The following is a 23,234-nucleotide window of genomic DNA, read 5'->3' as shown; positions in this document are numbered from 1 at the left end:
TTCCTCCTATGGGTTACGATAATTTAGTTTATCCTGATTAACGACTTGACATAACGATTCAAAGCTGGAATAGAGAATTTCTGTTTCAAGCTCTAACTCTTTTTGCTTATTTCTATAGAGTACCGACTCCGTTAATTCCCTTTTTTCTGCTGAAGGCACGATTTCAATTTGTGAACGTTCATTTTTGACAAAGCCTAGTTCCAAGAAAACCTGCAGCATAAAGTAGACAGCCTGCTCACTGATGCCTTTTGTCTTGGCAAGGTGGGGAACTAATTCTGGTTTAAAGGTCTTCTTTTTTACTAACGTCCCATATAGCCACTTGAATTGTTCCCGAGTCGGTATCATCGCTAAGCGGTTGCGATGCTCAGCTCCAAAAACACAATAAAGTCTGCCATAGCTAGGCAGGCGGCTAAAGGTTTCTGTTAGCTGTTCGAGTGAGAACGGCATGTCATACCAGATCAGGTGACTCATTCCACCATCAGCAGGCAACAACAACTGATCGTCCACAACTAAAAGAATTTTGGCTTTTGTCTGAACCCCCACAAGTTCCGCTAAACTTTCTTTTCGAAAGCATAAAATCCACGTATTTAAATCTAGGATGCTTGCAATCTTATTAAGCTTGTCCTTTACCCCCCGGTAATCAAATACTTGGGTATGTTCGATTGCCATATCCACAAACATAAACTGGGGCTTCCTCACGCCATTCCACTCATGTACAACAGGTTGACCCACAAGATCAGCTATCGCGTGTTTGGAGATCTCTGCAACCTTTTTCCCTATTCCTCCAACCCCCAAGCCATCCATAGAACTTTCTCCTTGAACAATAGTACACTTCATATCTTCCTGATACAGGCCAACCGCTCGAACATTCTTTAGTTCACCACGTCGCAGCAAGAAGACTGGAGATGGATTGCCAGGACCAAACGGAGCTAACAGCTCTAATTCCTCTATCACAGACACGCTCCAATCCCATAAGGAACAATCGGTATCAATATGTATAGTAGGGGATGAAGCTAGTGGCCGATCCGTATCCTCGGTCTCCAAAGAATCGTTCAAATTAAGAGAAACAAGGAAGGAATGGATCTTGTCATCCTGATTGGAAAGGAGCAGGTCAACGGTTCTTCTATCCGTTGGAAGCATACTTAAGATGGATTGAGCAAGCTCTTGCCTAGAACCAGTAGTTATCCGTCTTTGCAGATGTTTGACGCCTACATTCTTACTCTGTTTGAAAGTTTTAAGCCCCATCTTCACTATGGTTCGGTTGACGCCTCGTAACGGCACCTGGGCGGAAAGGGTTCCTAATAACGCTAAATCCAATAAAGATAAGGCATCACTCTTTAGTAGTCCGTAAGCCAGCACCAAACACAAACCACTGACGGATAAAGGAGTTTCCGTTTCAGGCGCGAGCCGTTCAGGGGAAAGCAGGATGCAGTCATCGTAGCTGTGCGCCAGCCCCCCTATTGTGATACGAACAAATGATTGAGACTCACACTCTTGGCTTAGAGCGGGTTCATATTGAATCCGCTCAGGGGAGCCTTCTGCTAAGAGCAGCGAATGAATCAGGATACTAGAAGCAATCAGTGCATCTTGATTCTGAGAGCTTGTTATCAAGATGGGGTGTGAGTGGCTAAGGACCTTATGTAAAGAGGAAAGAATTCTTTGACATTCATTCCATTCACTGGCATCGCGAATAGAGTTCGTCGTAGGATATAAGAACTCTTTAGCATGTGCAGGAGTTCTAAGTTCTCTGCGAACTAAAACCCGAGCAAGTAAGGGCGAAATTCCTAGCTCTGTTTGCAAAACAGCCGCTTGCTCTTCATCCAGTGGTTCTATAAGCCATTGAGCTTGTGATGAAAGCATGTTTGCACCACCCCTCTAAGAGATCATTATACTGAACCTTAAAGAAGTGGACAATCCTTGCTTGGCAAGCTAATGGATCACCTCGGGATTTTCATCCTGAAACTCTCCACTATACGGGTTAATGTGAACCATCACATCATGAACATGTTCAAAGTTCGTAATTAAGGTTTGTTTCACTTCTTTGCCAATGGCATGCCCTTTTTCCACCGAGATGTGAGGGTTGACACCAACCTTAACATCCACGATCACATAGTGACCGTGTTCTCTTGCCAGCAGCTTATCAACGGAAATAACACCGTCCACTTTCTCAACAGCATCCACTAGCTCTTGCGCTTCTTCTTTATGTATGACATGGTCCAGCGTGTTATGAATCGATTCCTTCAAGATATGATAAGCCATCTTGAGAACAAGGATCGATACGATGATTCCCGCTATTGGATCTAAGTAGAGTAAAGCTGGGATGTTCCACTTGCCTCCGAGCACCGCTCCCCCAATCCCGATTAAAGCGGCAAAAGAGGAATAGACATCTGACCGATGCTCCCAGGCATTCGCAATAAGAGCTTGACTATTCAGCTTTTTTCCTAAACGGTATTTCCATTGAAACATGGCCTCTTTGATGATCATGGATGCTAAAGCTACATAAACAGCAATCGCACCAGGAGCAGTCAGGGGCTCTCGCATCGTTTGGAACGACGCATTCGCCACTTCCAAACCAACAATAAATAAAATAATACTAACAATAAGGGCTGCGATGGATTCAGCTTTTCCATGCCCATAAGGATGGTCCTCATCAGGAGGTTTCCGTGCCGCCCGAAGTCCTATTAGCACAGCTAAGGACCCTACGACATCCGAGGCGGAATGTACAGCATCCGCTACCAATGCTTTACTATTGGCAATGTATCCAATCAATCCTTTAGCAACAGCAAGGATCAAGTTCCCTACAATCCCTACCCAAGCAGCAAACTCGGCTTTGCGAAACCTTTCTTCTTTCATATAGTCACCTCATGCTCTTGATAATCGTCCATATGAAAACCGCGGGGTTTACCCGCGGTTCAGATTTCTCTTCCTATAGTTTACGCTTTAGGATGCCTCATTATTTGCTGAAGCAAAACGATTTTTCACCAGATCTCTTCCCTTCCACTCTAACCAGATCTGACTGGCAATGAAGATGGAGGAATACATACCAAAGATTAATCCAACCAGCAATGCTAGAGAGAAGTTCTTGATGCCTTCTCCTCCAAAAATATAAAGAGCAAGCGCTGCGAATACAACCGTAATCACCGTGTTAAAAGATCTGACAATGGTTTCTTGGATACTTACATTTACGAGTTTCTCCAGATCCTCCATCTTCTTCACCTTATACAAGCGAAGATTTTCTCTTATCCGGTCAAAGGTTACAATCGTATCATTAATGGAATAACCCACAATGGTTAGGATCGCAGCAATAAACGGCAAATCTACTTCGATACGAAAAATCGAGAAAAAAGCAATAACGGCAAAGGCATCATGCAGAAGTGCAAGAATCCCTGCTATAGCGAAACGATATTCAAATCGGATGGTAACATAGATGATGATTCCAAGAGAAGCAATGGCAACAGCGTACATCGCATTCTTCGCAAGCTCTCTACTTACGATAGGATCCACCGTACTTTCTTGAATATCTACTTGTTCCCCATATTTCTGCGTGAACGCTTCTTTTACAGAGGCAAGTTGTTCCTTCGTCAGCGGCATTCCAAAACGGACGGCTGCTCTCTCTCGGTTATCACCTGCCGTTTCGACACTTCCAGGCTCTAAACCTAACGCTTTCATCTCAGCCCTTACGTCTTGCTCTGTAAACGGCTTACCAATCATAATGTCCATTCGTGTGCCGCTCTGAAAGTCTACTCCCAGATTGAGCCCAAAAACAAACAAGACGATCAAACCCACTACTTGTATGATCCCTGAGAGGGTAAAGAAGAGTTTTCTTTTCTTTACATAATCAAACGTCTTCGGATTAAAGCTCACCGATTTCACTCTCCTTTACTCCATAGAACCAAGGCTTACGCAAGGCGTTTGAGCGAACCCAAACGGCTAGAAGCAAACGCGTTCCAAACACAGCTGTAATCATGGTAATCACAATTCCAACCATAAGCGTAATAGCAAACCCTTGTACGGCACTTGTTCCAAAGTAGAACATAACAGCCCCTGCGATCATGGTGGTAATATTAGCATCCAAAATCGTAGACAAAGAACGACGTTGTCCAGCTCTTACTGCGGAGAGAAGTGTTTTGCCTGTCCGTAATTCTTCTTTAATCCGCTCATACGTAATAATATTGGCATCTACTGCCATACCTACAGTAAGGATAAAAGCTGCGATACCTGGCAGTGTCAACGTTGCATTCATCCAATTAAGAATGAGCAGAAGCAAATACATATAAGCAATCAAGGTGATGATGGCAATCACACCTGGCCAACGATAGAAGAAAAACATAAAGCCAAAAATCAAAATAACAGCAATTCCGCTGGCATAAACGCTTTTCTCAAGGGATTCTTGTCCCAGTTTAGCCCCAACGCTGTTGGAGTATAGTTCCTTCATCTCCACAGGTAATGCACCTGCGTTAAGGATAGCAGCAAGTTCCGTTGCTTCTTGTACGGTATAACTTCCTGTGATGGACGCTACGCCCCCAGAGATTACGCTCTGGACAACTGGGCTAGTCAAAATGTCTTCATCCAAGGCGATATGGATAGGCTGTCCCAGATATTCTTCAGTAATAGACTTAAATTTATTAGCATCCTTAAGCTTAAGGGCAATGTACGGTCTCTTCACTTCGTCATATTGGACGGAGGCACCACTCTCTGCCAGATCATTACCCGTCATCAGTTCCTCACCAGTTGGGCTAAGAAACGCCAATTTGGCCGGTGTTCCGAGTAACCTTCTTGCATCTTCTTGATTCGTTACCCCAGCAAGCTTTACCCGGATCCGATTGGTTCCTTCTATCGAGACTTCAGGCTCAGAAACCCCAATAATGTCAATCCGCTTAATAATAGCAGCTACTGTATCTTTCATCGTGTTCTGATTCAGTTCTTGCCCTTCTTCTATTGGCTTCACTTCATACAGAATCTCGAAGCCGCCTCGCAAATCAAGCCCAAGTGTTATTCCTTTGACTACACCTGCAGCGGTGGCACCAATGATGCCAAAGGTCAACCCCACTATTAGTAGAAAGGCTATAATTCTGCTCCATTTGATCATGAGCGATGTTTTCCTCCTTTTACTATGCCTGCTGGTAATGCAAAGATGAGGATGCAGGCTTGTCCAATAGTAACTATTATACGCATCGCTTCAAATCTATGTCAATTCATGTCAACAAATCTCATTTTAGCCACAAAAAAGAAAAAGACCCGGGCAGGCCTTTTCTAAAACTCTCCACGATAAACCTTCATGGTCAACCAATTCATGAATTTCGTTACCTTTAAGGATAAGATATCATTGGCAATGCGATGGACAGGAGGAACCTCTTTTTTATAAGCACTAGCCACGCATTCCCAAATCTCCTCTACCGTAACATGCTCATAACCAAGCAAATGAAATTCCTCTGACTTGCTTCGGCATACCTCCAGCATTTTCACTTTAATATCTTCTAGCTCTGAATTTTCCATTTTTTGTTCTCTCCCGGCCGTAATAAATTAGAGGTCATGTCCTATTTTTGCGCGCATATGTATTTTATGTAAGAAAGAATTTAGATGCTCACGCCAGAAAGGAACTTTAAAAGGCATGAATAGGAAAAAGCAAACTTTTTTGCAAGGAACCTTAATCCTTGTCGCAGCAGGTCTTCTAACCAAATTGTTGGGATTTATCAATCGTATTTTCCTAGCCCGGATCATTGGAGCCGAAGGTATGGGTCTGTATCAAATGGCTGTGCCTACCCTGTACCTCGTCATTACACTTACTCAATTTGGACTACCTATTGCCATTTCGAAGCTTGTCGCTGAAGCCTCTGCTCAAAACGATCATAAAAAGGTTAAAGCGATTCTCAAGATCTCGTTATTTCTTGTATCCATCCTTAGCGTCATTTTTACTGCTGCCATGGTCATCGGCGCCCCAATGATCTCTAAACATCTTCTGACAGACGAACGAGCCTACTATTCTTTAATTGGGATTGCTCCCATTGTTCCAATCGTAGCCATCTCGTCCATTATTCGCGGATATTTCCAAGGGAAGCAAAATATGACCCCTACTGCCAGCTCTCAAATTATTGAACAAGTGGTAAGAATTTGCCTTGCGTTAGCTCTAGCCTCTTATTTCCTTCCGATGGGAGTGGAATATGCAGCAGCGGCTGCTATGGTAGGAGTTGTAATTGGTGAGTTTGTCGGGATGCTTTCCCTCGTTTATCAATTTAGAGGAACCCGGATGAAGGAAATCTGGGCTGGCTCCAGGTTAAATCAGGCGATGAAACGACATGCAGAAACTTGGAAAGGGCTCTTGCGCATTGCTGTACCCGTTACCTCCGGCCGATTAATTGGTTCCTTAACCTTCTGGGTGGAACCGATCATCGTCGCACAAAGCTTAGCTATTGCAGGATTAACGACAGCTGCTGCGACGACCTACTATGGGCAACTACAAGGAATGGCTATCCCTCTTTTAACGTTTCCAACCTTCTTTACTTATTCTCTTGCGGTGTCCCTTGTTCCTGCTGTTGCAGAAGCGCATGCTCAAAAAAATTGGGGCTTGGTCCACCGAAGGATCCACCAGTCACTGCGACTTGCCCTAGTGATTGGGGCCCCCTTCACGGCCATTCTCTATATTTTCGCTGAGCCTTTATGTGAAGTGATCTACGGCTCAGCAGAAGTAGGCAGCATCATGAAACTCATGGTCCCTTTTTGTTTGTTTCTTTATTTTCAAGGTCCATTAGCCGCGACTTTACAAGGCTTGGATTACGCACAGGTTGCCATGAAAAATTCCATTTATGGCGCGATATTAAAGACCTTTGCTATTTATATCTTAGCCTCAAACCCTGCGGTCGGGACCAAAGGAATCACCATCTCCATTAGCATTGGGATCGTCATCGTAACGTTGCTTCATTTCTTCAGTGTTGCGAAATTGACGGGATTCACGATCCAGATCCTTGATTTCGGAAAGGTGGCTTTAGCGATGATAGTTATGGCATTCGCAGGGAGCTACCTATTTCAGGAGTTAGTCCATTCACTTTCGGTTTCATTATCCCTAGTTCTGGCCTCCCTGGTCTCGCTTGTTGTCTATGTCCTTATACTTATTCTGTTTAAAGTGCTTGGAAAGCAAGATATAGCTCGTATTCCCTTTATTGGAAGGTTAATAGCTCCCTTTTTTCCAGCACGCTAAAGCTTTTTCTTGTCTAAGAACATGTGACCATAACGATCCATGCTGCAGTAAGCCACTTCTTTAAATCGGCGTACCCCATAGCGTTGCACCTCGTTTTTTAACCAAAACCTGGTTTTTCCAAGTTGCTCCAAATTATGATCCAGTACCCTCCCGTCTAATATAAGCGGCAGTGGTAAAGGACCTATGGGGCCGCTAGGGGCTACGGTTTCTAAGAGTCCCATTTCAACATCGGCCTTTTGGGGTCTTAACTGGATCGAAGGAATCTTTGGATTTGGGGTTTCCTCTTTTTTATTGAACACAGGCTTAAAAAGCTGATGAAGTACAAGTAAAAGTAGGGTTGGCAACAGGAGCGCAAGCAGGGGCTTCTCCGGTCGATCTACTGCTAATACGGCAAATTGAGCGATCATGAAAGCTACAAGCAAATCGGCTAAGGTTGTTTTTCTTCGTCTAAATAACAATTGCAAAGTCAGCATAAGCAGGAAATAAAGAACCAAGGTACGTATGAGCAGGATTGCCAGATCCATTGGAATCCTCCTTTAGGACGATTGAGTTACTTCCTATTCTGGACTCCTAACCAAGCTCCTATGTACATCTTCTCATGCCAAGTCCATCCATTGGTCTGTCATATTCTAATGCCTGTCTTCATAGATTGTACAAGGTCCATTGATAATTAAAGGGAGGTCATCTGTATGAAAAGTCTCGCTGCGTCCTCGTCCCCTATTGTTACTGGAATGCTGGCAACAGTAGGCTTGGTCCTTATCGGTTCTCTTCTAACTTCATTAATGCTCCACTTTAGCAGTATGAGTGAGTTCAGCCTTTCTTATTTTACTTATACCGTCAACGGTATCAGTCTGCTCATTGGGGGCTTCATCTCTGGAAGGAAAGGAGGGCATAAAGGCTGGTACTTCGGAGGGTTAACCGGAATCGCCTACTTTGCTCTACTCGTGTTCATCGGCTTTCTTGCTTTTGACGTCACCCCCCACCTTAATGCATTGCTTTATTTGGCTTTTGCTTTTATCGTGGGAGCGATCGGCGGAATATTTGGCGTGAATCTCTCTAACAAATGATAAAAAAAACTTCTATCGAAGTATTTTCAGGGTAGCCAGACCGCCTTTAGAGGAAGTTTTTTATGCGTTTAAGAAAGTTTGTTCACTTTAATGCTTTAATGAACTTAAACTTTCTTAAACAGTAAAAAAAGCTTGCTATCGGCCCAAGGGCGACAGCAAGCTTTTTTAGTTTTATTCGGCAGTTGCCGTATCAGAAGAAACCACTTGGTTAACGGCTCCTTTTTCCATTGTTACTCTCGTATTTTCTGCGATTTTTACCACAAGGGTGTCTTCTCTAAGCTCCATAATGGTACCGTGTACGCCACCGATGGTAACCACCTTGTCCCCTTTTTTCAACGCATCAAGCATGGCATTCCGCTGCTTGGCTTTCTTCTGTTGAGGACGGATTAACAAGAAGTAGAAGATGGCAAACATAAGAACCAAAGGCAAAATAGAACCTAAGACACCACCTGCACCACCTGCACCTGCATCTGCTAACTCAAACCATTGCATAACGATCCCTCCAAAGTTTAAAATGATCTTTCTTCATTTAACCCATATTGGGCAAAGAATTCATTACGATAATCCATCAAGCGGTCTTCCATTATGGCCTGCCGTACATTCTCCATCAATCTCAATAAGAAATGAAGATTATGATAGGATGTCAATCGAAGACCAAAGATCTCATCCGCGTTAAACAAATGCCGTATGTAGGCCCTTGTATAGTTGCGACAAGTATAACAATCACAATTCGGATCCAGTGGAGTAAAGTCTTGTTTAAACTTGGCGTTACGAATTACTAGCCTACCTTGACTCGTCATGCAAGTCCCATTTCGAGCAATTCTCGTAGGAAGAACACAATCAAACATATCAATTCCCCGGATTGCCCCATCGATTAAGGCATCCGGAGAGCCAACTCCCATAAGATAACGAGGCTTATGCTCTGGAAGATGAGGCACGGTATGCTCTAGCACTTCATCCATGATTGCTTTAGGCTCGCCCACGCTTAGTCCGCCAATGGCATACCCAGGCAGATCAAAGGCTACAATCTCCTTCGCACTCTGCTCACGAAGATCTCGATACATCCCCCCTTGAACAATGCCAAAAAGAGCCTGGTCCTCCGTTCGCTTATGAGCCTTCATGCATCGTTCCAGCCATCGGGTGGTGCGTTCAAGGGACTTGCGGACGTACTCATGCTCTGCAGGATACGGGGCACATTCATCAAAGGCCATGATAATATCTGCTCCTAGAGCATTCTGAATGTTCATCGCTTCCTCTGGGCCAATAAATAGCTTAGCGCCGCTTAAGTGTGAACGAAAATGTACGCCTTCTTCCTCAATTTTTCTTAAATTGCTCAAGCTAAATACTTGAAAACCGCCACTATCGGTTAATATAGGCCTGTCCCAATTCATAAATTGGTGCAAGCCCCCTGCTTGTTTCACGATATCGTGACCAGGTCTAAGAAAAAGATGATATGTATTACTCAAAATAATTTGAGCATTCATTTCCTTAAGTTCTTCAGGGCTCATCGCCTTCACGGTGGCTAATGTGCCTACAGGCATAAATATAGGAGTTTCTATCGTGCCATGAGGCGTATGCAACCGCCCTCGCCGCGCTCCTGTTTGTTTACATACTTTTAGCAATTCATATTTTACCGCCAAAGTAAAATTCCTCCACTCTAAAACATTATACACTAAACGTTTTCATAGGAAAACAGGATGTTTAGTCGAATTTAAATAATAAGCATCGCATCTCCAAAGCTGAAAAAGCGGTAACGCTGTTCTACCGCTTCCCTGTAAGCATTTAGGATATGCTCTCGGGTAGATAAGGTGCTGACAAGCATAACTAAAGTTGATTTTGGCAGGTGGAAATTCGTAAGGAGACCGTCTACGATCGTAAACGTATACCCTGGAAAAATAAAAATGTCTGTCCAACCCGAATCGGCCTGAATCTTTCCATGAAATTTTCCTCCGACCGTTTCTAGGGTCCTTGTCGCCGTTGTTCCAACGGCAATCACGCGATTTCCGCGTGCTTTGGCAGCATTAATGATTTCCGCGTTTTCTTCCGAGATTTCATAGTATTCTGCGTGCATCTTATGTTCAAAGATGTTTTCCACTTGGACAGGCCGAAAGGTGCCTAATCCCACGTGCAACGTAATGTAGGCAATGTTAACGCCCTTTCCCCTGATTTCCTCCAGATACTCCTCCGTAAAGTGCAAGCCCGCTGTCGGAGCTGCTGCGGAGCCCGGGTTTTTAGCAAACACCGTTTGGTACCTCTCGGCATCTTCAAGTTGTTCTTTAATATAAGGGGGGAGGGGCATTTGACCTAATTCATCCAATATCTCGTTAAAGATCCCCTTATACTCAAAATGAATAATCCGTCCTCCAACCTCCGTGCTTTCTTCGCATATCCCAATCAATTTTCCCTCTCCAAAGCTGATTCTAGAACCAGGCTTGACCTTTTTTCCAGGTTTTACAAGAGTCTCCCAGCGATCATCTTCCAATTGCTTTAGAAGTAATACTTCTATTTTTGCCCCTGTGTCCTCTTTCGCTCCTAGGAGTCGTGCAGGAATGACGCGCGTATCATTAAGCACGATGGTATCTCCAGGTTCCAAATAGTCAATAAGATTGCGAAAGGACTGATGCTTGACTTCCCCTGTTTTCTTATTAAGCACCAATAGTCTTGAAGCACTTCTTTCCTTTAGAGGGGTCTGGGCAATCAGTTCTTCCGGTAATTCAAAATCAAAAAGGTTAATATCCACTTCTCTACCATCCTCTGTTGAGCCAAATATTGTTAGTTACCTACTAGTGTTGCAATAATAAACGGGTGTCATACCACTGGTCCCTTTACGATTTAAAAAAGCGAAGAAGATAAAACACAAGGGATAAAACTACGCTTATAATGATACTTGTCATCAAAGGAAAGTAGAATTTGAAGTTCTCCTTCTCCACTACAATATCTCCCGGCAGTCTGCCAAGCTGCAGAAAACGTCCGCCTATCTGCCATAAGACCCCTGCAATAATGAGCACAATTCCTGCTGTTACAAGGAGTTTAGCGATTGGATTCATCTTCTACGATGGCACCTCCCGATTAAAATGCTGATAGGCAAGCGGCGTAACTATACGACCTCTAGGAGTTCGCTGGAGAAAACCAATCTGGAGCAAATACGGCTCATAGACATCTTCAATAGTGTGGGATTCTTCCCCAATGGTTGCCGCAATCGTGTCAACCCCTACCGGCCCCCCACGAAACTTATCAATAATCCCCAAGATGAGCTTATGGTCGACATGATCAAGACCGAGCCTATCTACTTGGATGCGCGTGAGAGCAGTATCAGCCAGTTCTTGCGTTATTTGACCGTTTCCCTTGACCTGGGCAAAATCCCGTACTCGCTTTAACAACCGATTTGCAATTCTCGGAGTTCCCCTAGATCTAAGAGCGATTTCTTCTGCTGCTCGTTTATCGATTTCAACCTGAAGGATCTCCGCCGCCCTTGAAACAATAAAGCTAAGTTCTCCGACCGTATAATATTCCAGACGACTAACTACTCCAAACCGATCCCGAAGTGGAGCGGAAAGCAGTCCTGCCCGCGTCGTTGCTCCTATAAGGGTAAAGGGAGGAAGGTCCAATCGAACCGACCTCGCACTAGGTCCCTTGCCAATAATAATATCGAGAGCAAAGTCCTCCATCGCTGGATACAATACTTCTTCCACACTTCGATTCAAACGATGAATTTCATCGATAAATAGTACGTCTCCCTGCTGCAGATTGGTTAAAATGGCAGCCAAATCACCAGGTCTTTCAATGGCTGGTCCCGATGTTGTCCTCAAGTTTACGCCTAATTCGTTTGCGATAATCGTTGAAAGAGTGGTTTTTCCTAAGCCAGGAGGGCCATACAAGAGGACGTGATCCAGTGTTTCCTTACGGAGTTTAGCGGCCTCAATGTAGATTTTAAGATTTTCTTTCACCTGGGATTGACCAATATATTCGCTTAGGTAGCGTGGACGGAGGCTAAAGTCCATGCCGATATCTTCGTCACTCATTTGAGCAGAGATGATTCGGTCTTCCATTTATGCCTTTCCTCCTTTTTACTTCGAGATAAATAGCTGCAGGGCTTTTTTTATCAACTCTTCTGTTGTTAAGAAGTCATCCTTTATTTTGGCCATTACCTTTTGCACCTCAGACTCGCTGTATCCAAGTGCCTTCAGGGCTTGCGATGCTTCCTCGCGAGCATCCAGATCTTCTGTTCCTTTTCCTATGGTAAACAGGTCTTCACTCAGATGAACATGTGAAAGGTCACTCTCTGAGAACAAAACAAAGTCCTTCAGCTTATCCTTGAGATCAAGCACGATCCTCCCCGCTGTTTTCTTCCCGATTCCCGGAAACTTAGATAAAAACACGAGGTCCTCACGCTGCACAGCTGCCGCTATCTGGGCTGGAGTAGCGGATGCAATGATGGCCAACGCCCCTTTAGGACCAATCCCTGAAACATCTAACAGCTTGCGAAATAAATTTCGCTGTTCTCGAGTTCCAAAGCCATACAGGTGAATGGCATCTTCCCTAACATGGTGATGAGTGAAAATCCGCTTTTCCTGCATCGCTCTATACTCATAGGGGTTAGGACAAAAAATGCGATATCCCATCCCTTGCGCTGTACCGATCACAATGCAATCTGCTTCTATATATTCTATGCGTCCTTCAATAAAATCTATCATTACAACCCACCATTGATCAAATTATGAAGATGAGAGGAATGGGCATGCGTAATCGCTACCCCTAGCGCATCTGCCACATCATCCGGCTTCGGAGGCGCTGGCAGGGCTAACAATAGCTTAACCATCTCTTGAATTTGTTTTTTTTCTGCTTGCCCATAACCGACAACGGCTTGTTTTACCTGTAAAGGCGTATATTCATAACAGGGGATGCCTGCTTCTTCTCCTGCTAAAACAATAACTCCCCTAGCTTGCCCTACGGAGAAGGCCGTCGTTACATTTCGATTAAAAAAAAGCTTTTCTACAGCTAAAACATCAGGTTTATACTTTTCCATTAAGGATGTCATGGCATCATAAATTTGCTTTAAACGGAGAGCCTCACGCGTATGAGCTTCCGTCTTGATACATCCGTATTGGATAGGAATAAGCCGGTTTCCTTGCTTCTCTATAATACCAAACCCTACAATCGCGATGCCGGGATCAATACCGATAATTCTCAAACCGTTTCCTCCCCGGTAAAAAATGACGTACCTCTTATTCTACTATAATCTTAAGAAAGCTACTACCGTAGACTTATTCGCATGGATGAATGCAAAGAAAAAACAGCTTGCGCAACGCAAGCTGTCAGTCTTCTAAATGCTCCACATCCGTTAATCGGGAATACTCAGAATGGTCCGAGAACTCCCCGTATGTAGATAATATGCTATTGTACTCCCCTAAATCATGAATCCTGATTCCCTGCTGTAAAAGAAGCAAGTCCCGCTCAAATAAGCTTGATGCTAATTTCTTGGTATCGATATGGAAAAAGGTTTGTATGACTTTCTCATCCTCAGGTGGACCTTCATAGAGCGTAAGCATATTGTCTTGGTTTAAACCAAAAAAACCATTTTCCTTACAAACGGGTGACAAGTCGGGGACAAGCTTCTTAAAAGCGAACTGATTTCCGTCATTGGAAACTAATTCCCAATCCTTGTACTCCATATATACTTCATTTAGGGATGAGAACACTTGGGTTACCTTTTCCTCCGTCTCTGCACCGCAAATATAAGCGCGAGTCAAGACCAGCTCTACTTCTTGCCGTACAGGAGCTTGGACCGTCTCCACCTGCTGCTCGCGATCAGGATTCAAGGTTCGCTTCTGTTCCTCAATGGTATTCGTCGTCAACCAAGCTCCTCCTGCGATGAGAATGAGGAGAACCGCACTAAAGAAACCGTAGAAAAACGATTGGGACCTGTTTGTCCTTCTATTCCACATAAAGACCCCTTCTTTTGCTTTTGTTACTCATTTATTTCCAACAAAAGAAGAGGTTATACCTATTTAATCTTAAAACGATATTAAAATTTCGGCGGAGCAGGCGGCATGGTTCTCTTATGCTCCGAAATACGGTGAAGGCGTTCAATAATCTGCCTATCTTTTTCCGGAATCTCTTCCCCATCCAACAGGGCATCGATCATGGCATAAGTAGTGCCCATTTCGCTTTCATCTGTTTGATTCTCCCAAAGGCCAGCACTCGGTGCGCGATCCAGCACTTCCTGGGGAACACCTAAATACTTCCCCCACTCATATACTTCTGATTTTTTTAAGTGAGTGATCGGCAATAAGTCTACCCCGCCATCGCCATACTTTGTAAAATAACCGGTATAAACCTCAGCCGCATTATCCGTTCCTACAACCAAATAACGATAATGGCCTGCTACGGCATAAAGCGTGCTCATCCGAAGTCTGGCCCTTAGGTTTCCATCGTTGAGCTTACTCACTTCATCACGGAACGCATTCTTGGCCTTTAGTTTCTCGTTAATGGATTGCAGCAGCAAAGCATGAGGTTCTGTTAATGCCAATTCAATATGCTCAAGATTAAAGCCATTCACCACAAGCATGGCATCTTCTCGATCTTTTGGGTTGGAGCTGCAAGGCATAATGACGCCAAGAGAGTGATCGGGAAAAGCTCTTTTAATCAATCCTGCAACCACAGCACTATCGATTCCTCCGCTAACGCCTACAAGGAGTCCAGACATATTCGCTGATTCTACCTGTTCGCGCAGCCACTGAACGGTTAGATCTACTTTTTCTGCAACGGTTCTCATACTTTCCCTCCACTGCCAAATGGTATTTCTTCTCATCATACCACAATGGAGGAATCTCTATGAGTGTCTTCATGAAAAAAGTGGCGAAATCCTCTGAAGAAACTTGCTCTTTCTTGCCAATTTTTCATGATCATGGTTAAATAACCCTCGATCTTCTGGGGAATAAAATTTAATCTTCCTTCATACAACCCTACTACTTCTCTCATAAAATTATCTGGATAGCGAAGCAATAAATAGCTCAATGCCATTTGCGTATCTGTAAATGGCATTCTTCTTTGATATTCGTTCATCATAGTTCCAAAAACCTGAGAGTCCCATGCTTGTTCGTCCAGTACGCGATTCAGCATTTGGATCACATCCACAAGCTGTGTATCATACATCGCTGTATCGTAGTCAATAAGCGTGGTGTTTTGACCAACAATAAAGTTATGGCTGGCGAGATCCCGATGAGAGATCGTTTGCTCTTTTAAGGCTTTTTGATATTCCTTTAAGAGAGGAGATCTTCGGGCGAGGTCCATAACAGACTCTGCTTCACTTACTATTAAGGGAGCAAAACCGATAATCTTTTTTTCTAGACTCCCCCCATAGCGATTCCTCTTTAGCTTTCTCACAATGCTGGCGAATCGTCCTGAGCGATCCTCCCACTTATCTAGCAGCGGTGTGGAAGTTGTTCTACTCATCGGTCCACCAGAAATCCCTCTTGCATGGTAATGAAAGTCACCTAGACACCGTATGGCAGCAAGAACGTCTTCCCGATTAGCATAAGTTGCCACCCTTCCCCTTATCGACCTAATAGCCACATAGTACTTTCCTTTATAGGGGAGATAGGGTAAGCCCCCTGCGGTATATACATAGTCCAACACTTGATGGAGCCCTTTTTCTCTCATTTGTTGAGAGAGGGACACCACCCAAGCTGCCTTTGCTGCAGAGGTATAGCTTTTCACATAAACGTTACCCCGGTCCGTTTCCAGGTAAAAGGCCTTCCTGAGCCCCTTTACAGACTTTACCTGGCATCTCCACTCGTGCTGAAATAAGTGAATCCAATCGTACTCCACATTACCAGCTCCTCGAAAAGCAACTTTCTTATTCTGTAAAAAAAAGGGCTACACGTGGTAGCCCTACTCTCTAATCTTGCTTTAGCGTATCATTGCCTTCCTCGTCTTCCCAGCCTCTGGCTACCGGTGCTTGCATATGAGCATTAGGCATTTGCATGTGTGGAGGATAAGTTGGAGGCATCATATATGGCGATACGGCTTCAGGCATCATATTGGGATGCATATAGGGAGATACGGCTTGCGGCATCACATTCGGAGCCGCATACGGCGCGTAAGCTTCAGGCATCATGTTGGGCTGCATCGCCGGGGATACGGCTTGCGGCATCGCATTCGGAGCCGCATACGGCGCGTACGCTCCAGGCATCATGTTGGGCTGCATGCCATAGGGAGAAACGGCTTGCGGCATCGCATTCGGAGCCGCATACGGCGCATATGCCTCAGGCATCATGTTGGGCTGCATCACCGGGGATACGGCTTGCGGCATCGCATTCGGAGCCGCATACGGCGCGTACGCTTCAGGCATCATGTTGGGCTGCATGCCATAAGGAGAAACAGCTTGCGGCATGGCATTCGGAGCCGCATACGGCGCGAAAGCCTCAGGCATCATATTGGGCTGCATGCCATAAGGAGAAACAGCTTGCGGCATCGCGTGAGGATGACCCCATGGGGCCATGTTAGGCTGCATCGGTGCCATTGAGCTAGATTCAGCACCTGTCGGTAGTGCTGGAGGCATCGTATACGGGCTTACTGCACTGGGAGCCACGTTTTCCTGTTTTACCCCCTCCCCCATCGGAGAAATCGGCATATTGGCATGGGGATGATAGGGCATTCCATGACCATACGGTGAAAGCATGGCATTGTCAGCACATGGATGACATGGTGTTGGCATAGCGTACGGCATCATATTTGCATGCGGCATGACGTTAGCATATGGCATCACATTAGCATGTGGCATCACATTGGGATACGGCATCATTGGCTGCTGAGGCATCTCATAAACTGGCATCACAGGGGCTTCCGGAGCTGGCGGCAACTGCTCGCTTGCCACAGGCGGTTGAGGAGGCTGAACCTCTACTCGATCTGAAACGGGCAGGGCTTCTTCTTTGGTTTTTAGCGGAACACTGGCTGTAGGTACCTTGACCTTTGTTCCGGCTGTAACTCTCTCTACATCCTTAATATGAGCATTGACTTCCCTCAATTTGTCTGCACTGACGTTATATTTCTTAGCGATTTTCTCTAATGTCTCTCCGCGTTTAACAATGTGTATTTTCAACGCTTAGACCCTCCTCTTTCCAAAGTTCCATACATCATATGCAGCAATAGGCAAATTGCTCATAAAAAAGTAAAAAAAAGAGGCAAGCTGCCTCTTTCTAAGTTAAGATTTTACTTTAAGTTCTTTAATAAAATAGGGATAAGAGCCCATTTGGCGGACTTGGCACCCTAGAGCCTCAATCTCCGCAAACGCCCCAGGAAGCAAGACCTCATCCATCTCCTGTTCAATATCGATAATGAAATGATAGTTCCCTAACCCTGTTTTTGTCGGTCTCGATTCAATTCGGGACAAGTTGATCTTTCTCCAGGCAAAAGCCGCAAGAACCTGATATAGCGCTCCTGGAAAATCAGAAGGCAGTGTTACCAGGATCGTGGTTTTTTCTTTTCCACACTCCGCAAACTGGAGGGCTAAGGAGCTAACGACAAGGAATCTTGTATAATTGTTATCGTGATCCTGAATGAATTCATGCAAAAATTGAACAGGATAAATTTCCTGTGATAATCGATTGCCAATGGCCGCCCATGGCTTTTGCGGATGTTCGGAAATCCATTTCACCGCTTCCGCTGTGCTCGTCATGTACTCAATCTCTACATCTGGTAAGTACTTGCGCAAAAACAGTCGAGATTGAGCCACCGCCTGAGGATGAGAAAACACTTTCTTCACCTCAGAATAGTCCATATTCTTAGCTACCATCAGATGCTGTGAGATCGGATAAGCTAACTCCCCTCTTACGGGGATATCGACATGATGAATCAACCAGTCCATCGTTAAATTTACAGTACCTTCAATTGAATTTTCAATCGGAACCACCGCAATCTCTGTTTTCCCTTGATCGACGGCATCGAGAACATCTGGTATGGTGCGGCATGGGACATAAGAAACCTGTTGACCCTTAAAGAAAAAGCGAGCCGCTTCTTCCGTAAATGTGCCATGTGGACCTAGAAAAGCAACTCTTCTCTCCATCTCTTAAGACTCCTCATCTTTTTATGTTCCATCCTACCTGCTTTAAAAGGAGTTGTCAATCTCTTCAGAAATCTGAACCCCTACACAGTCGGGCGTTAAACTCATCGTTTGAGCCGTGATTCCATGCTCTAGGAGGGTATCAACAAAGAAGCGAGTTAACTTTTCTTCGTCTCCCTTCAGCAGAGAGATGACCGTAGGTCCAGCCCCACTTAAAGCCGTGCCAAGAGCTCCATAATGATGAGATTCTTCCAATAACGTTGCCATCCCCGGAACCAAATCCATGCGATACGGCTGATGCAGACGATCCTTCATGGCATCTGCGAGCATCTCATATTGACCAGTGGCTAGAGCGGCAGCCAATAAGCTTGCATGACTTACGCTGTGGACTGCATCCTTTCTAGAGTAGGCCTCCGGCAGTACGCCTCGAGCTTTTTCTGTAGAAAGCATAAAATTCGGAATAACAGCTAAGGCCTTTAAGTCGGGTTGAGGAAGCACTTTAATATAAGGGACCCTTTCCTTTTCCATCACAGCTATGACAATCCCGCCAAATAAAGATGCTCCTACATTATCTGGGTGACCTTCTAACTCCGTAGCCATAAAGAAAATTTCTTCTTTGGTAAAAGGATCGCCAGCAAGATAATTGGCTGCCACCAGTCCTCCAATAATAGCAGCTGCACTGCTACCTAGCCCCCGAGTCAAAGGAACCTCGCTTTTCATCTCGATGCAAAGAGCCGGCATCTCCATATTGGCTTTTGCAAAAATTAACTCTGCCATCCGATAAACTAAATTGCTTGTATCCGTAGGAAGGCCCTGGAGCTCTTCCCCGTACAAGATCACCTGGGGTTCGTCTGCGACCCTCATTCTAATCGTAGTATATAATTGAAAGGCCATACCTATGGTATCAAAACCAGGGCCTAAATTTGCCGTACTTGCCGGAACCCTAACCTGAACTCGCCATCTCATCGTCTTAAACCTCTTCCCTTCCTTCAACACGGTAAAAGCTCTTCACTTCAAGAACAGACTCAACGGATTGGAATCCTTCTAGCAATTGGTCCATGTTTTTCTTAGATGCCATATGCGTGATCATTATGATTTCTGCTTGAGCCTTATCCGGACGTGGTTGCTGGATAATCTGCTCAATGCTGATATCGTGATTAGCCAATAGCGTGGTAATTTCGGATAGCACACCACGCTTGTCGGAAACTACAAGTCGAAGGAAGAACTTGGATTCAATCTGTTCAGGTGTCTTTAAAATCTTTTCTTTGTATGGAGCTACCATGCCGCGGCCATTGACTCCCAGTTTCATATTTTTGACCACAGTCACCAAATCAGACGTAACTGCCGTTGCGGTTGGCAATTCTCCTGCTCCTCGTCCGTAGAACATCGTTTCTCCTACTGCTTCTCCATACACATAAACAGCGTTGAATACACCATTCACAGAGGCAAGCGGATGGGACTGATGGATCATCGTCGGCTGGACACTCACCTCGATGCACTCTTCATCTCGTTTAGCGATCCCTAATAACTTAATCTCATAGCCCAGTTTTTTACCATAAGCAATATCCTCTGCTGTCACTTTGGAGATTCCTCTTACGTCTACATCTTCCAGGCTATATTCCACACGGAAGCCCAGAGTACTTAAGATCGCCATTTTTCTTGCTGCGTCCAAGCCCTCTACGTCTGAAGTTGGATCTGCTTCAGCATAGCCTAACGCTTGAGCTTCTTTAAGCACCTCTTCATAAGCAGCGCCTTCTTGACTCATCTTGGTCAGAATGTAGTTCGTTGTCCCATTCACAATTCCCATCATTTTCATGATTCGATCGGAAGAAAAACCTTCTACAAGAGCTCTCAGAATAGGAATACCCCCAGCTACGCTGGCCTCATAAAAAACATCGCAGCCTTTCTCTGCTGCCTTTGCTAGAATCTCAGCACCATGCAAGGCCATCAAATCCTTATTTGCCGTTACCACATGCTTCCCGTGCTCCAAGGCTTCTAGAATAAAATCTTTGGTTGGATCAATGCCACCCATAACCTCAATAATAATATCAATCTCTGGGTCTCTCAGCAGGTCATAAGGGTCTGTCGTCACCGCTTCTGCCGGGATCTCAATATTTCTCGGTCTATCAGGATTCTTGACCAGGACTTTTCCCACCTGGATCTCTACCCCGGTTTGCTTTACTAAGTCAAACTTGTGTCCTTCAAGGATCCTTACCACACCCGTACCCACTGTTCCTAAGCCCATCAAGCCAACTTTTACGATCTGTTTATCCATTGTTATTAACCCTCCAATGTACCTATCTATTTTTTCAACCTCTACCTACAATGGTTGCCTTCCTAACTCCATCTAGCTTCTGAATTTCTTCAACAAAATCGGTGGTTGATAAATTTAGCACGGCCGTATCAATCGACATCGCTAAATTCGCTATTCCTTGTAAGGGAATAGTCTGATTTATCGTGAGAACATTTCCTCCTTTTCCGGCTACAAAGGTCAATACTCGTGATAATACACCTGATCTATGCTCCAGTTGAAGGGATATTGTAATAATCATTTCACGCATCATGGCATTAAAAGGAAAAATACCGTCCTTATATTTGTAATAAGCACTGCGACTCAGTCCGACCTTCTCCACGGCGATATGCACGGTCTCAGCCTCACCTGACTCCAGCAACTGCTTAGCCTCCACCGTCTTCAATATGGCCTCTGGGAGGATCTCTTCACGGACCAAATAATATTTTTCCTCGCGATTCTTCATTACGTCCTCCATGAATAAACATTTGTTTTCCTATAGTGGACATTATAGTGCATCCTTTTTCCTTTGACAAGAAGAAAAAAAAAGCCATTGCTCATTAGCAACGGCTCCCTTCTATTATTCCACAAATTCAAATTCAAAGTCACCAATTCGAACGGTACTCCCATTTTCCGCGCCCTTTTCTCTGAGAGCTTGATCCACACCCATTAAGCGCATGGTGCGAGCAAATCGCTGAACCGAGTCATGAGAATTTAAATTGGTCATCTTCATGAGACGAACAATATAGTCGCCTTCTACGATAAATGTTTCGTTATCCCGACGTACAAAGAACTTCTCAGGATCCTTCTCCGCCTTGTATACCACGCGTTCTTGGGCCTCTTCTTGAAGCTCTTCAACCACAGGCGTAACTGGGATCTGGTCAAGTTTATCAGCAACAGCATAGATCAACTCTTGGATTCCTTGCTTGGTAGCTGCTGAGATTGGGAAAATCTCCACGTTTTCCCCAACCTTTTCCCGGAAGGCCTTGAGATTTTCTTCGGCCTCAGGAATATCCATTTTATTGGCGGCAACGATTTGGGGGCGATCCTCTAGCTTCTGGTTATAAAGCTTCAGCTCTTCGTTGATCTGTACGTAATCCTCATAAGGATCTCGGCCTTCGATTCCAGCCATATCCACAACATGAAGGATGAGGCGTGTTCTCTCTACATGGCGCAAAAACTGATGCCCCAATCCTATTCCCTCATGAGCACCCTCAATCAACCCGGGCAAGTCTGCCATCACAAAGCTGCGGCCTTCTCCCGCGTCCACAACACCTAGGTTAGGCGTCAAGGTCGTAAAGTGATATTCAGCGATCTTAGGCTTGGCCGCGGACACCATAGAAATCAGAGTGGATTTCCCTACACTAGGGTACCCGACTAGACCTACATCAGCGAGAACTTTAAGCTCTAGGCGCACATAGCGCTCTTGACCAGGCTCTCCATTTTCCGCGATAGAAGGGGCAGAATTGACGGAGGTCGCGAAGCGAATATTCCCTCGTCCGCCTCTTCCTCCTTTTGCCACTACAACGGTCTGCCCATGGTAGACCATATCGGCAATGAGTTCATCCGTATCATCATCATAGATCGCAGTTCCCGGTGGAACCTTGACGACCATGTCCTCTGCTCCAGCCCCATGCTGAGACTTGGTCCTTCCATTTTCTCCTTTAGGGGCCTTAAAATGGCGCTGGTACTTAAAGTCGACTAGGGTTCTCAATCCTTCGTCTACAACAAAGACCACATCGGCACCTCTTCCGCCGTCGCCTCCTGCAGGCCCCCCCTGATCCACATACTTCTCCCGGCGGAAGGCTACCATTCCATTGCCTCCGTCACCGCCCTTAATATAAATCTTCGCGGTATCTACAAACACTATTCCTTCACCTCTTGGTTTACAGGAAAATAAAATTCCATTATCGATTCTTGATCATTATGTAAGCCTTCCACGAAAAAGCCTTCCTCATTCCCCATCTGACCTGCGAGCTCACGGAGAGCTTCTAAGCAAGCCGCCTCCTGTAATCGTCCTTCATACTCAACAGCAAGGAATAGGGCATGGTCCAAAGCTTGAAGTTCGATGACGAGCGAATTAGGAAGTCCATCATTAGGTTGGGAAAACTCCCTGTATGTTTCAATAATGCCTCTTACAAGAAAGTAAAACCTTTGCTTTTCATCATGCCCAAAAGCGGTCAAATTAATGAGCTCAGGCACTTGAAATTCTAGCTTCATTTCCTTATGTAATGCAGGGTATGTTAATAAGAAAGCCTCCAGCCCATCATGACCAAGGGCTGCAATTCGACTTTCGTTATTTGTCATTTCTGTTACTTTAAGCATGTACTCTTCACACAGATCGTATCGCTTCAATTTGAGATAGCCCATAATGACTTGGACATGATTCAGCCAGTCATGGCGTTGGAGGCGCAAGCTCTCCAGAAAATGATGACGCTGTTCGTCAATGGTTACCTCTTCCTCGAGTCGTTGTGGCAGTTTACTTTTTGTACTATCGTATTGAGCCAACTTAGACACCCCCATGTCAAGTAGACGTGGAAGCTTTTGTTGCATTAGATTGCCACATGCTTCCAAGTGCTTTTGCTTAGTATAACACAAAAACCCGACCAATGTCGGGTT

Annotated in this window: 25 protein-coding genes; 2 read left to right on the top strand and 23 right to left on the bottom strand. The window is 44.9% G+C overall.

All coding sequences use genetic code 11. The features are described 5' to 3' along the window. Positions 1–6 precede the first annotated feature (6 nt). From EIZ58_RS07855 to EIZ58_RS07840, 5 genes are all read right to left on the bottom strand, one after another. Complete coding sequence (locus tag EIZ58_RS07855) at positions 7–1,860, bottom strand: single-stranded-DNA-specific exonuclease C-terminal domain-containing protein (protein ID WP_134700056.1); 1,854 nt, start codon at positions 1,858–1,860, stop codon at positions 7–9. 69 nt (positions 1,861–1,929) lie between these two features. Beyond that, a complete protein-coding gene (locus tag EIZ58_RS07850) occupies positions 1,930–2,853 on the bottom strand; it encodes a cation diffusion facilitator family transporter (RefSeq protein WP_134700055.1) in 924 nt (307 codons plus the stop codon). Positions 2,854–2,940: 87 nt separating this feature from the next. After that, a complete protein-coding gene (gene secF / locus EIZ58_RS33195) occupies positions 2,941–3,864 on the bottom strand; it encodes a protein translocase subunit SecF (protein ID WP_167577559.1) in 924 nt (307 codons plus the stop codon). After that, entirely contained in the window at positions 3,854–5,089 is a 1,236-nt protein-coding gene (gene secD / locus EIZ58_RS33190) for a protein translocase subunit SecD (RefSeq protein ID WP_167577558.1), read from the bottom strand. Before secD ends, secF begins: the two co-directional genes overlap by 11 nt. Before the next feature lie 164 nt (positions 5,090–5,253). Then, entirely contained in the window at positions 5,254–5,496 is a 243-nt protein-coding gene (locus EIZ58_RS07840; protein ID WP_134700054.1) for a post-transcriptional regulator, read from the bottom strand. Positions 5,497–5,611: 115 nt separating this feature from the next. Here EIZ58_RS07840 and spoVB point away from each other — a divergent pair, with 115 nt between their 5' ends. Continuing rightward, the gene (gene spoVB, locus EIZ58_RS07835; RefSeq protein ID WP_134700053.1) at positions 5,612–7,195 is read left to right on the top strand and encodes a stage V sporulation protein B; all 1,584 of its coding nucleotides are present in this window, start codon (positions 5,612–5,614) and stop codon (positions 7,193–7,195) included. Here spoVB and EIZ58_RS07830 read toward each other — a convergent pair. After that, positions 7,192–7,719, bottom strand: a complete 528-nt coding sequence (locus tag EIZ58_RS07830; protein WP_134700052.1) for a YetF domain-containing protein — start codon at positions 7,717–7,719, stop codon at positions 7,192–7,194. The genes spoVB and EIZ58_RS07830 overlap by 4 nt on opposite strands. 165 nt (positions 7,720–7,884) lie before the next feature. Between EIZ58_RS07830 and EIZ58_RS07825 the strand changes: the two genes are divergently transcribed. Continuing rightward, complete coding sequence (locus EIZ58_RS07825) at positions 7,885–8,262, top strand: TIGR04086 family membrane protein (protein WP_134700051.1); 378 nt, start codon at positions 7,885–7,887, stop codon at positions 8,260–8,262. Between the two features lie 171 nt (positions 8,263–8,433). On the opposite strand, the gene yajC is transcribed toward EIZ58_RS07825, so the two are convergent. The 17 genes from yajC to EIZ58_RS07740 form a co-directional block, all read right to left on the bottom strand. Continuing rightward, entirely contained in the window at positions 8,434–8,754 is a 321-nt protein-coding gene (gene yajC / locus EIZ58_RS07820) for a preprotein translocase subunit YajC (RefSeq protein WP_134700050.1), read from the bottom strand. Between the two features lie 17 nt (positions 8,755–8,771). Beyond that, entirely contained in the window at positions 8,772–9,902 is a 1,131-nt protein-coding gene (gene tgt, locus EIZ58_RS07815) for a tRNA guanosine(34) transglycosylase Tgt (protein ID WP_134700049.1), read from the bottom strand. Between the two features lie 71 nt (positions 9,903–9,973). Then, positions 9,974–11,002, bottom strand: a complete 1,029-nt coding sequence (gene queA / locus EIZ58_RS07810; protein WP_134700048.1) for a tRNA preQ1(34) S-adenosylmethionine ribosyltransferase-isomerase QueA — start codon at positions 11,000–11,002, stop codon at positions 9,974–9,976. Between the two features lie 85 nt (positions 11,003–11,087). Continuing rightward, positions 11,088–11,309 carry a DUF2905 domain-containing protein gene (locus tag EIZ58_RS07805; protein WP_134700047.1) on the bottom strand — a complete coding sequence of 74 codons (222 nt, stop codon included), beginning with the start codon at positions 11,307–11,309 and terminating at the stop codon, positions 11,088–11,090. Positions 11,310–11,312: 3 nt separating this feature from the next. Continuing rightward, positions 11,313–12,311 carry a Holliday junction branch migration DNA helicase RuvB gene (gene ruvB, locus EIZ58_RS07800; protein ID WP_134700046.1) on the bottom strand — a complete coding sequence of 333 codons (999 nt, stop codon included), beginning with the start codon at positions 12,309–12,311 and terminating at the stop codon, positions 11,313–11,315. 18 nt (positions 12,312–12,329) lie between these two features. Continuing rightward, positions 12,330–12,956, bottom strand: coding sequence for a Holliday junction branch migration protein RuvA (gene ruvA / locus EIZ58_RS07795; protein ID WP_134700045.1), 627 nt, complete (start codon positions 12,954–12,956; stop codon positions 12,330–12,332). Next, a complete protein-coding gene (ruvC, locus tag EIZ58_RS07790) occupies positions 12,956–13,453 on the bottom strand; it encodes a crossover junction endodeoxyribonuclease RuvC (protein ID WP_134700044.1) in 498 nt (165 codons plus the stop codon). Before ruvC ends, ruvA begins: the two co-directional genes overlap by 1 nt. Before the next feature lie 124 nt (positions 13,454–13,577). Beyond that, positions 13,578–14,207 carry a BofC C-terminal domain-containing protein gene (locus EIZ58_RS07785; protein WP_134700043.1) on the bottom strand — a complete coding sequence of 210 codons (630 nt, stop codon included), beginning with the start codon at positions 14,205–14,207 and terminating at the stop codon, positions 13,578–13,580. An 80-nt stretch (positions 14,208–14,287) separates the two neighbouring features. Further along, entirely contained in the window at positions 14,288–15,037 is a 750-nt protein-coding gene (gene nadE / locus EIZ58_RS07780) for an NAD(+) synthase (protein WP_134700042.1), read from the bottom strand. A 35-nt stretch (positions 15,038–15,072) separates the two neighbouring features. Continuing rightward, positions 15,073–16,092, bottom strand: coding sequence for a phosphotransferase (locus tag EIZ58_RS07775; RefSeq protein WP_134700041.1), 1,020 nt, complete (start codon positions 16,090–16,092; stop codon positions 15,073–15,075). A 70-nt stretch (positions 16,093–16,162) separates the two neighbouring features. Next, the gene (locus EIZ58_RS07770) at positions 16,163–17,365 is read right to left on the bottom strand and encodes a LysM peptidoglycan-binding domain-containing protein (RefSeq protein WP_134700040.1); all 1,203 of its coding nucleotides are present in this window, start codon (positions 17,363–17,365) and stop codon (positions 16,163–16,165) included. 102 nt (positions 17,366–17,467) lie between these two features. Then, on the bottom strand, positions 17,468–18,328 hold the full coding sequence (gene pheA / locus EIZ58_RS07765; protein ID WP_134700039.1) for a prephenate dehydratase: 861 nt from the start codon (positions 18,326–18,328) through the stop codon (positions 17,468–17,470). Between the two features lie 42 nt (positions 18,329–18,370). Beyond that, positions 18,371–19,291, bottom strand: coding sequence for a homoserine kinase (gene thrB, locus EIZ58_RS07760; RefSeq protein WP_134700038.1), 921 nt, complete (start codon positions 19,289–19,291; stop codon positions 18,371–18,373). Between the two features lie 4 nt (positions 19,292–19,295). After that, complete coding sequence (locus tag EIZ58_RS07755; RefSeq protein ID WP_134700037.1) at positions 19,296–20,600, bottom strand: homoserine dehydrogenase; 1,305 nt, start codon at positions 20,598–20,600, stop codon at positions 19,296–19,298. Between the two features lie 34 nt (positions 20,601–20,634). Beyond that, positions 20,635–21,081: an ACT domain-containing protein gene (locus EIZ58_RS07750; protein ID WP_134700036.1), complete on the bottom strand. Its 447-nt coding sequence runs from the start codon at positions 21,079–21,081 to the stop codon at positions 20,635–20,637. Between the two features lie 114 nt (positions 21,082–21,195). Then, entirely contained in the window at positions 21,196–22,482 is a 1,287-nt protein-coding gene (gene obgE, locus EIZ58_RS07745; protein ID WP_134700035.1) for a GTPase ObgE, read from the bottom strand. Continuing rightward, the gene (locus EIZ58_RS07740) at positions 22,482–23,168 is read right to left on the bottom strand and encodes a Spo0B domain-containing protein (RefSeq protein ID WP_134700034.1); all 687 of its coding nucleotides are present in this window, start codon (positions 23,166–23,168) and stop codon (positions 22,482–22,484) included. The genes obgE and EIZ58_RS07740 overlap by 1 nt, the downstream gene beginning before the upstream one ends. Positions 23,169–23,234: the final 66 nt, after the last annotated feature.

This window comes from Ammoniphilus sp. YIM 78166, from assembly GCF_004522215.1.
Lineage (GTDB): Bacteria > Bacillota > Bacilli > Aneurinibacillales > RAOX-1 > YIM-78166.
The sequence above is the reverse complement of the archived record's forward strand: the minus strand, read 5'-3'. Positions and strand labels throughout refer to the sequence as shown.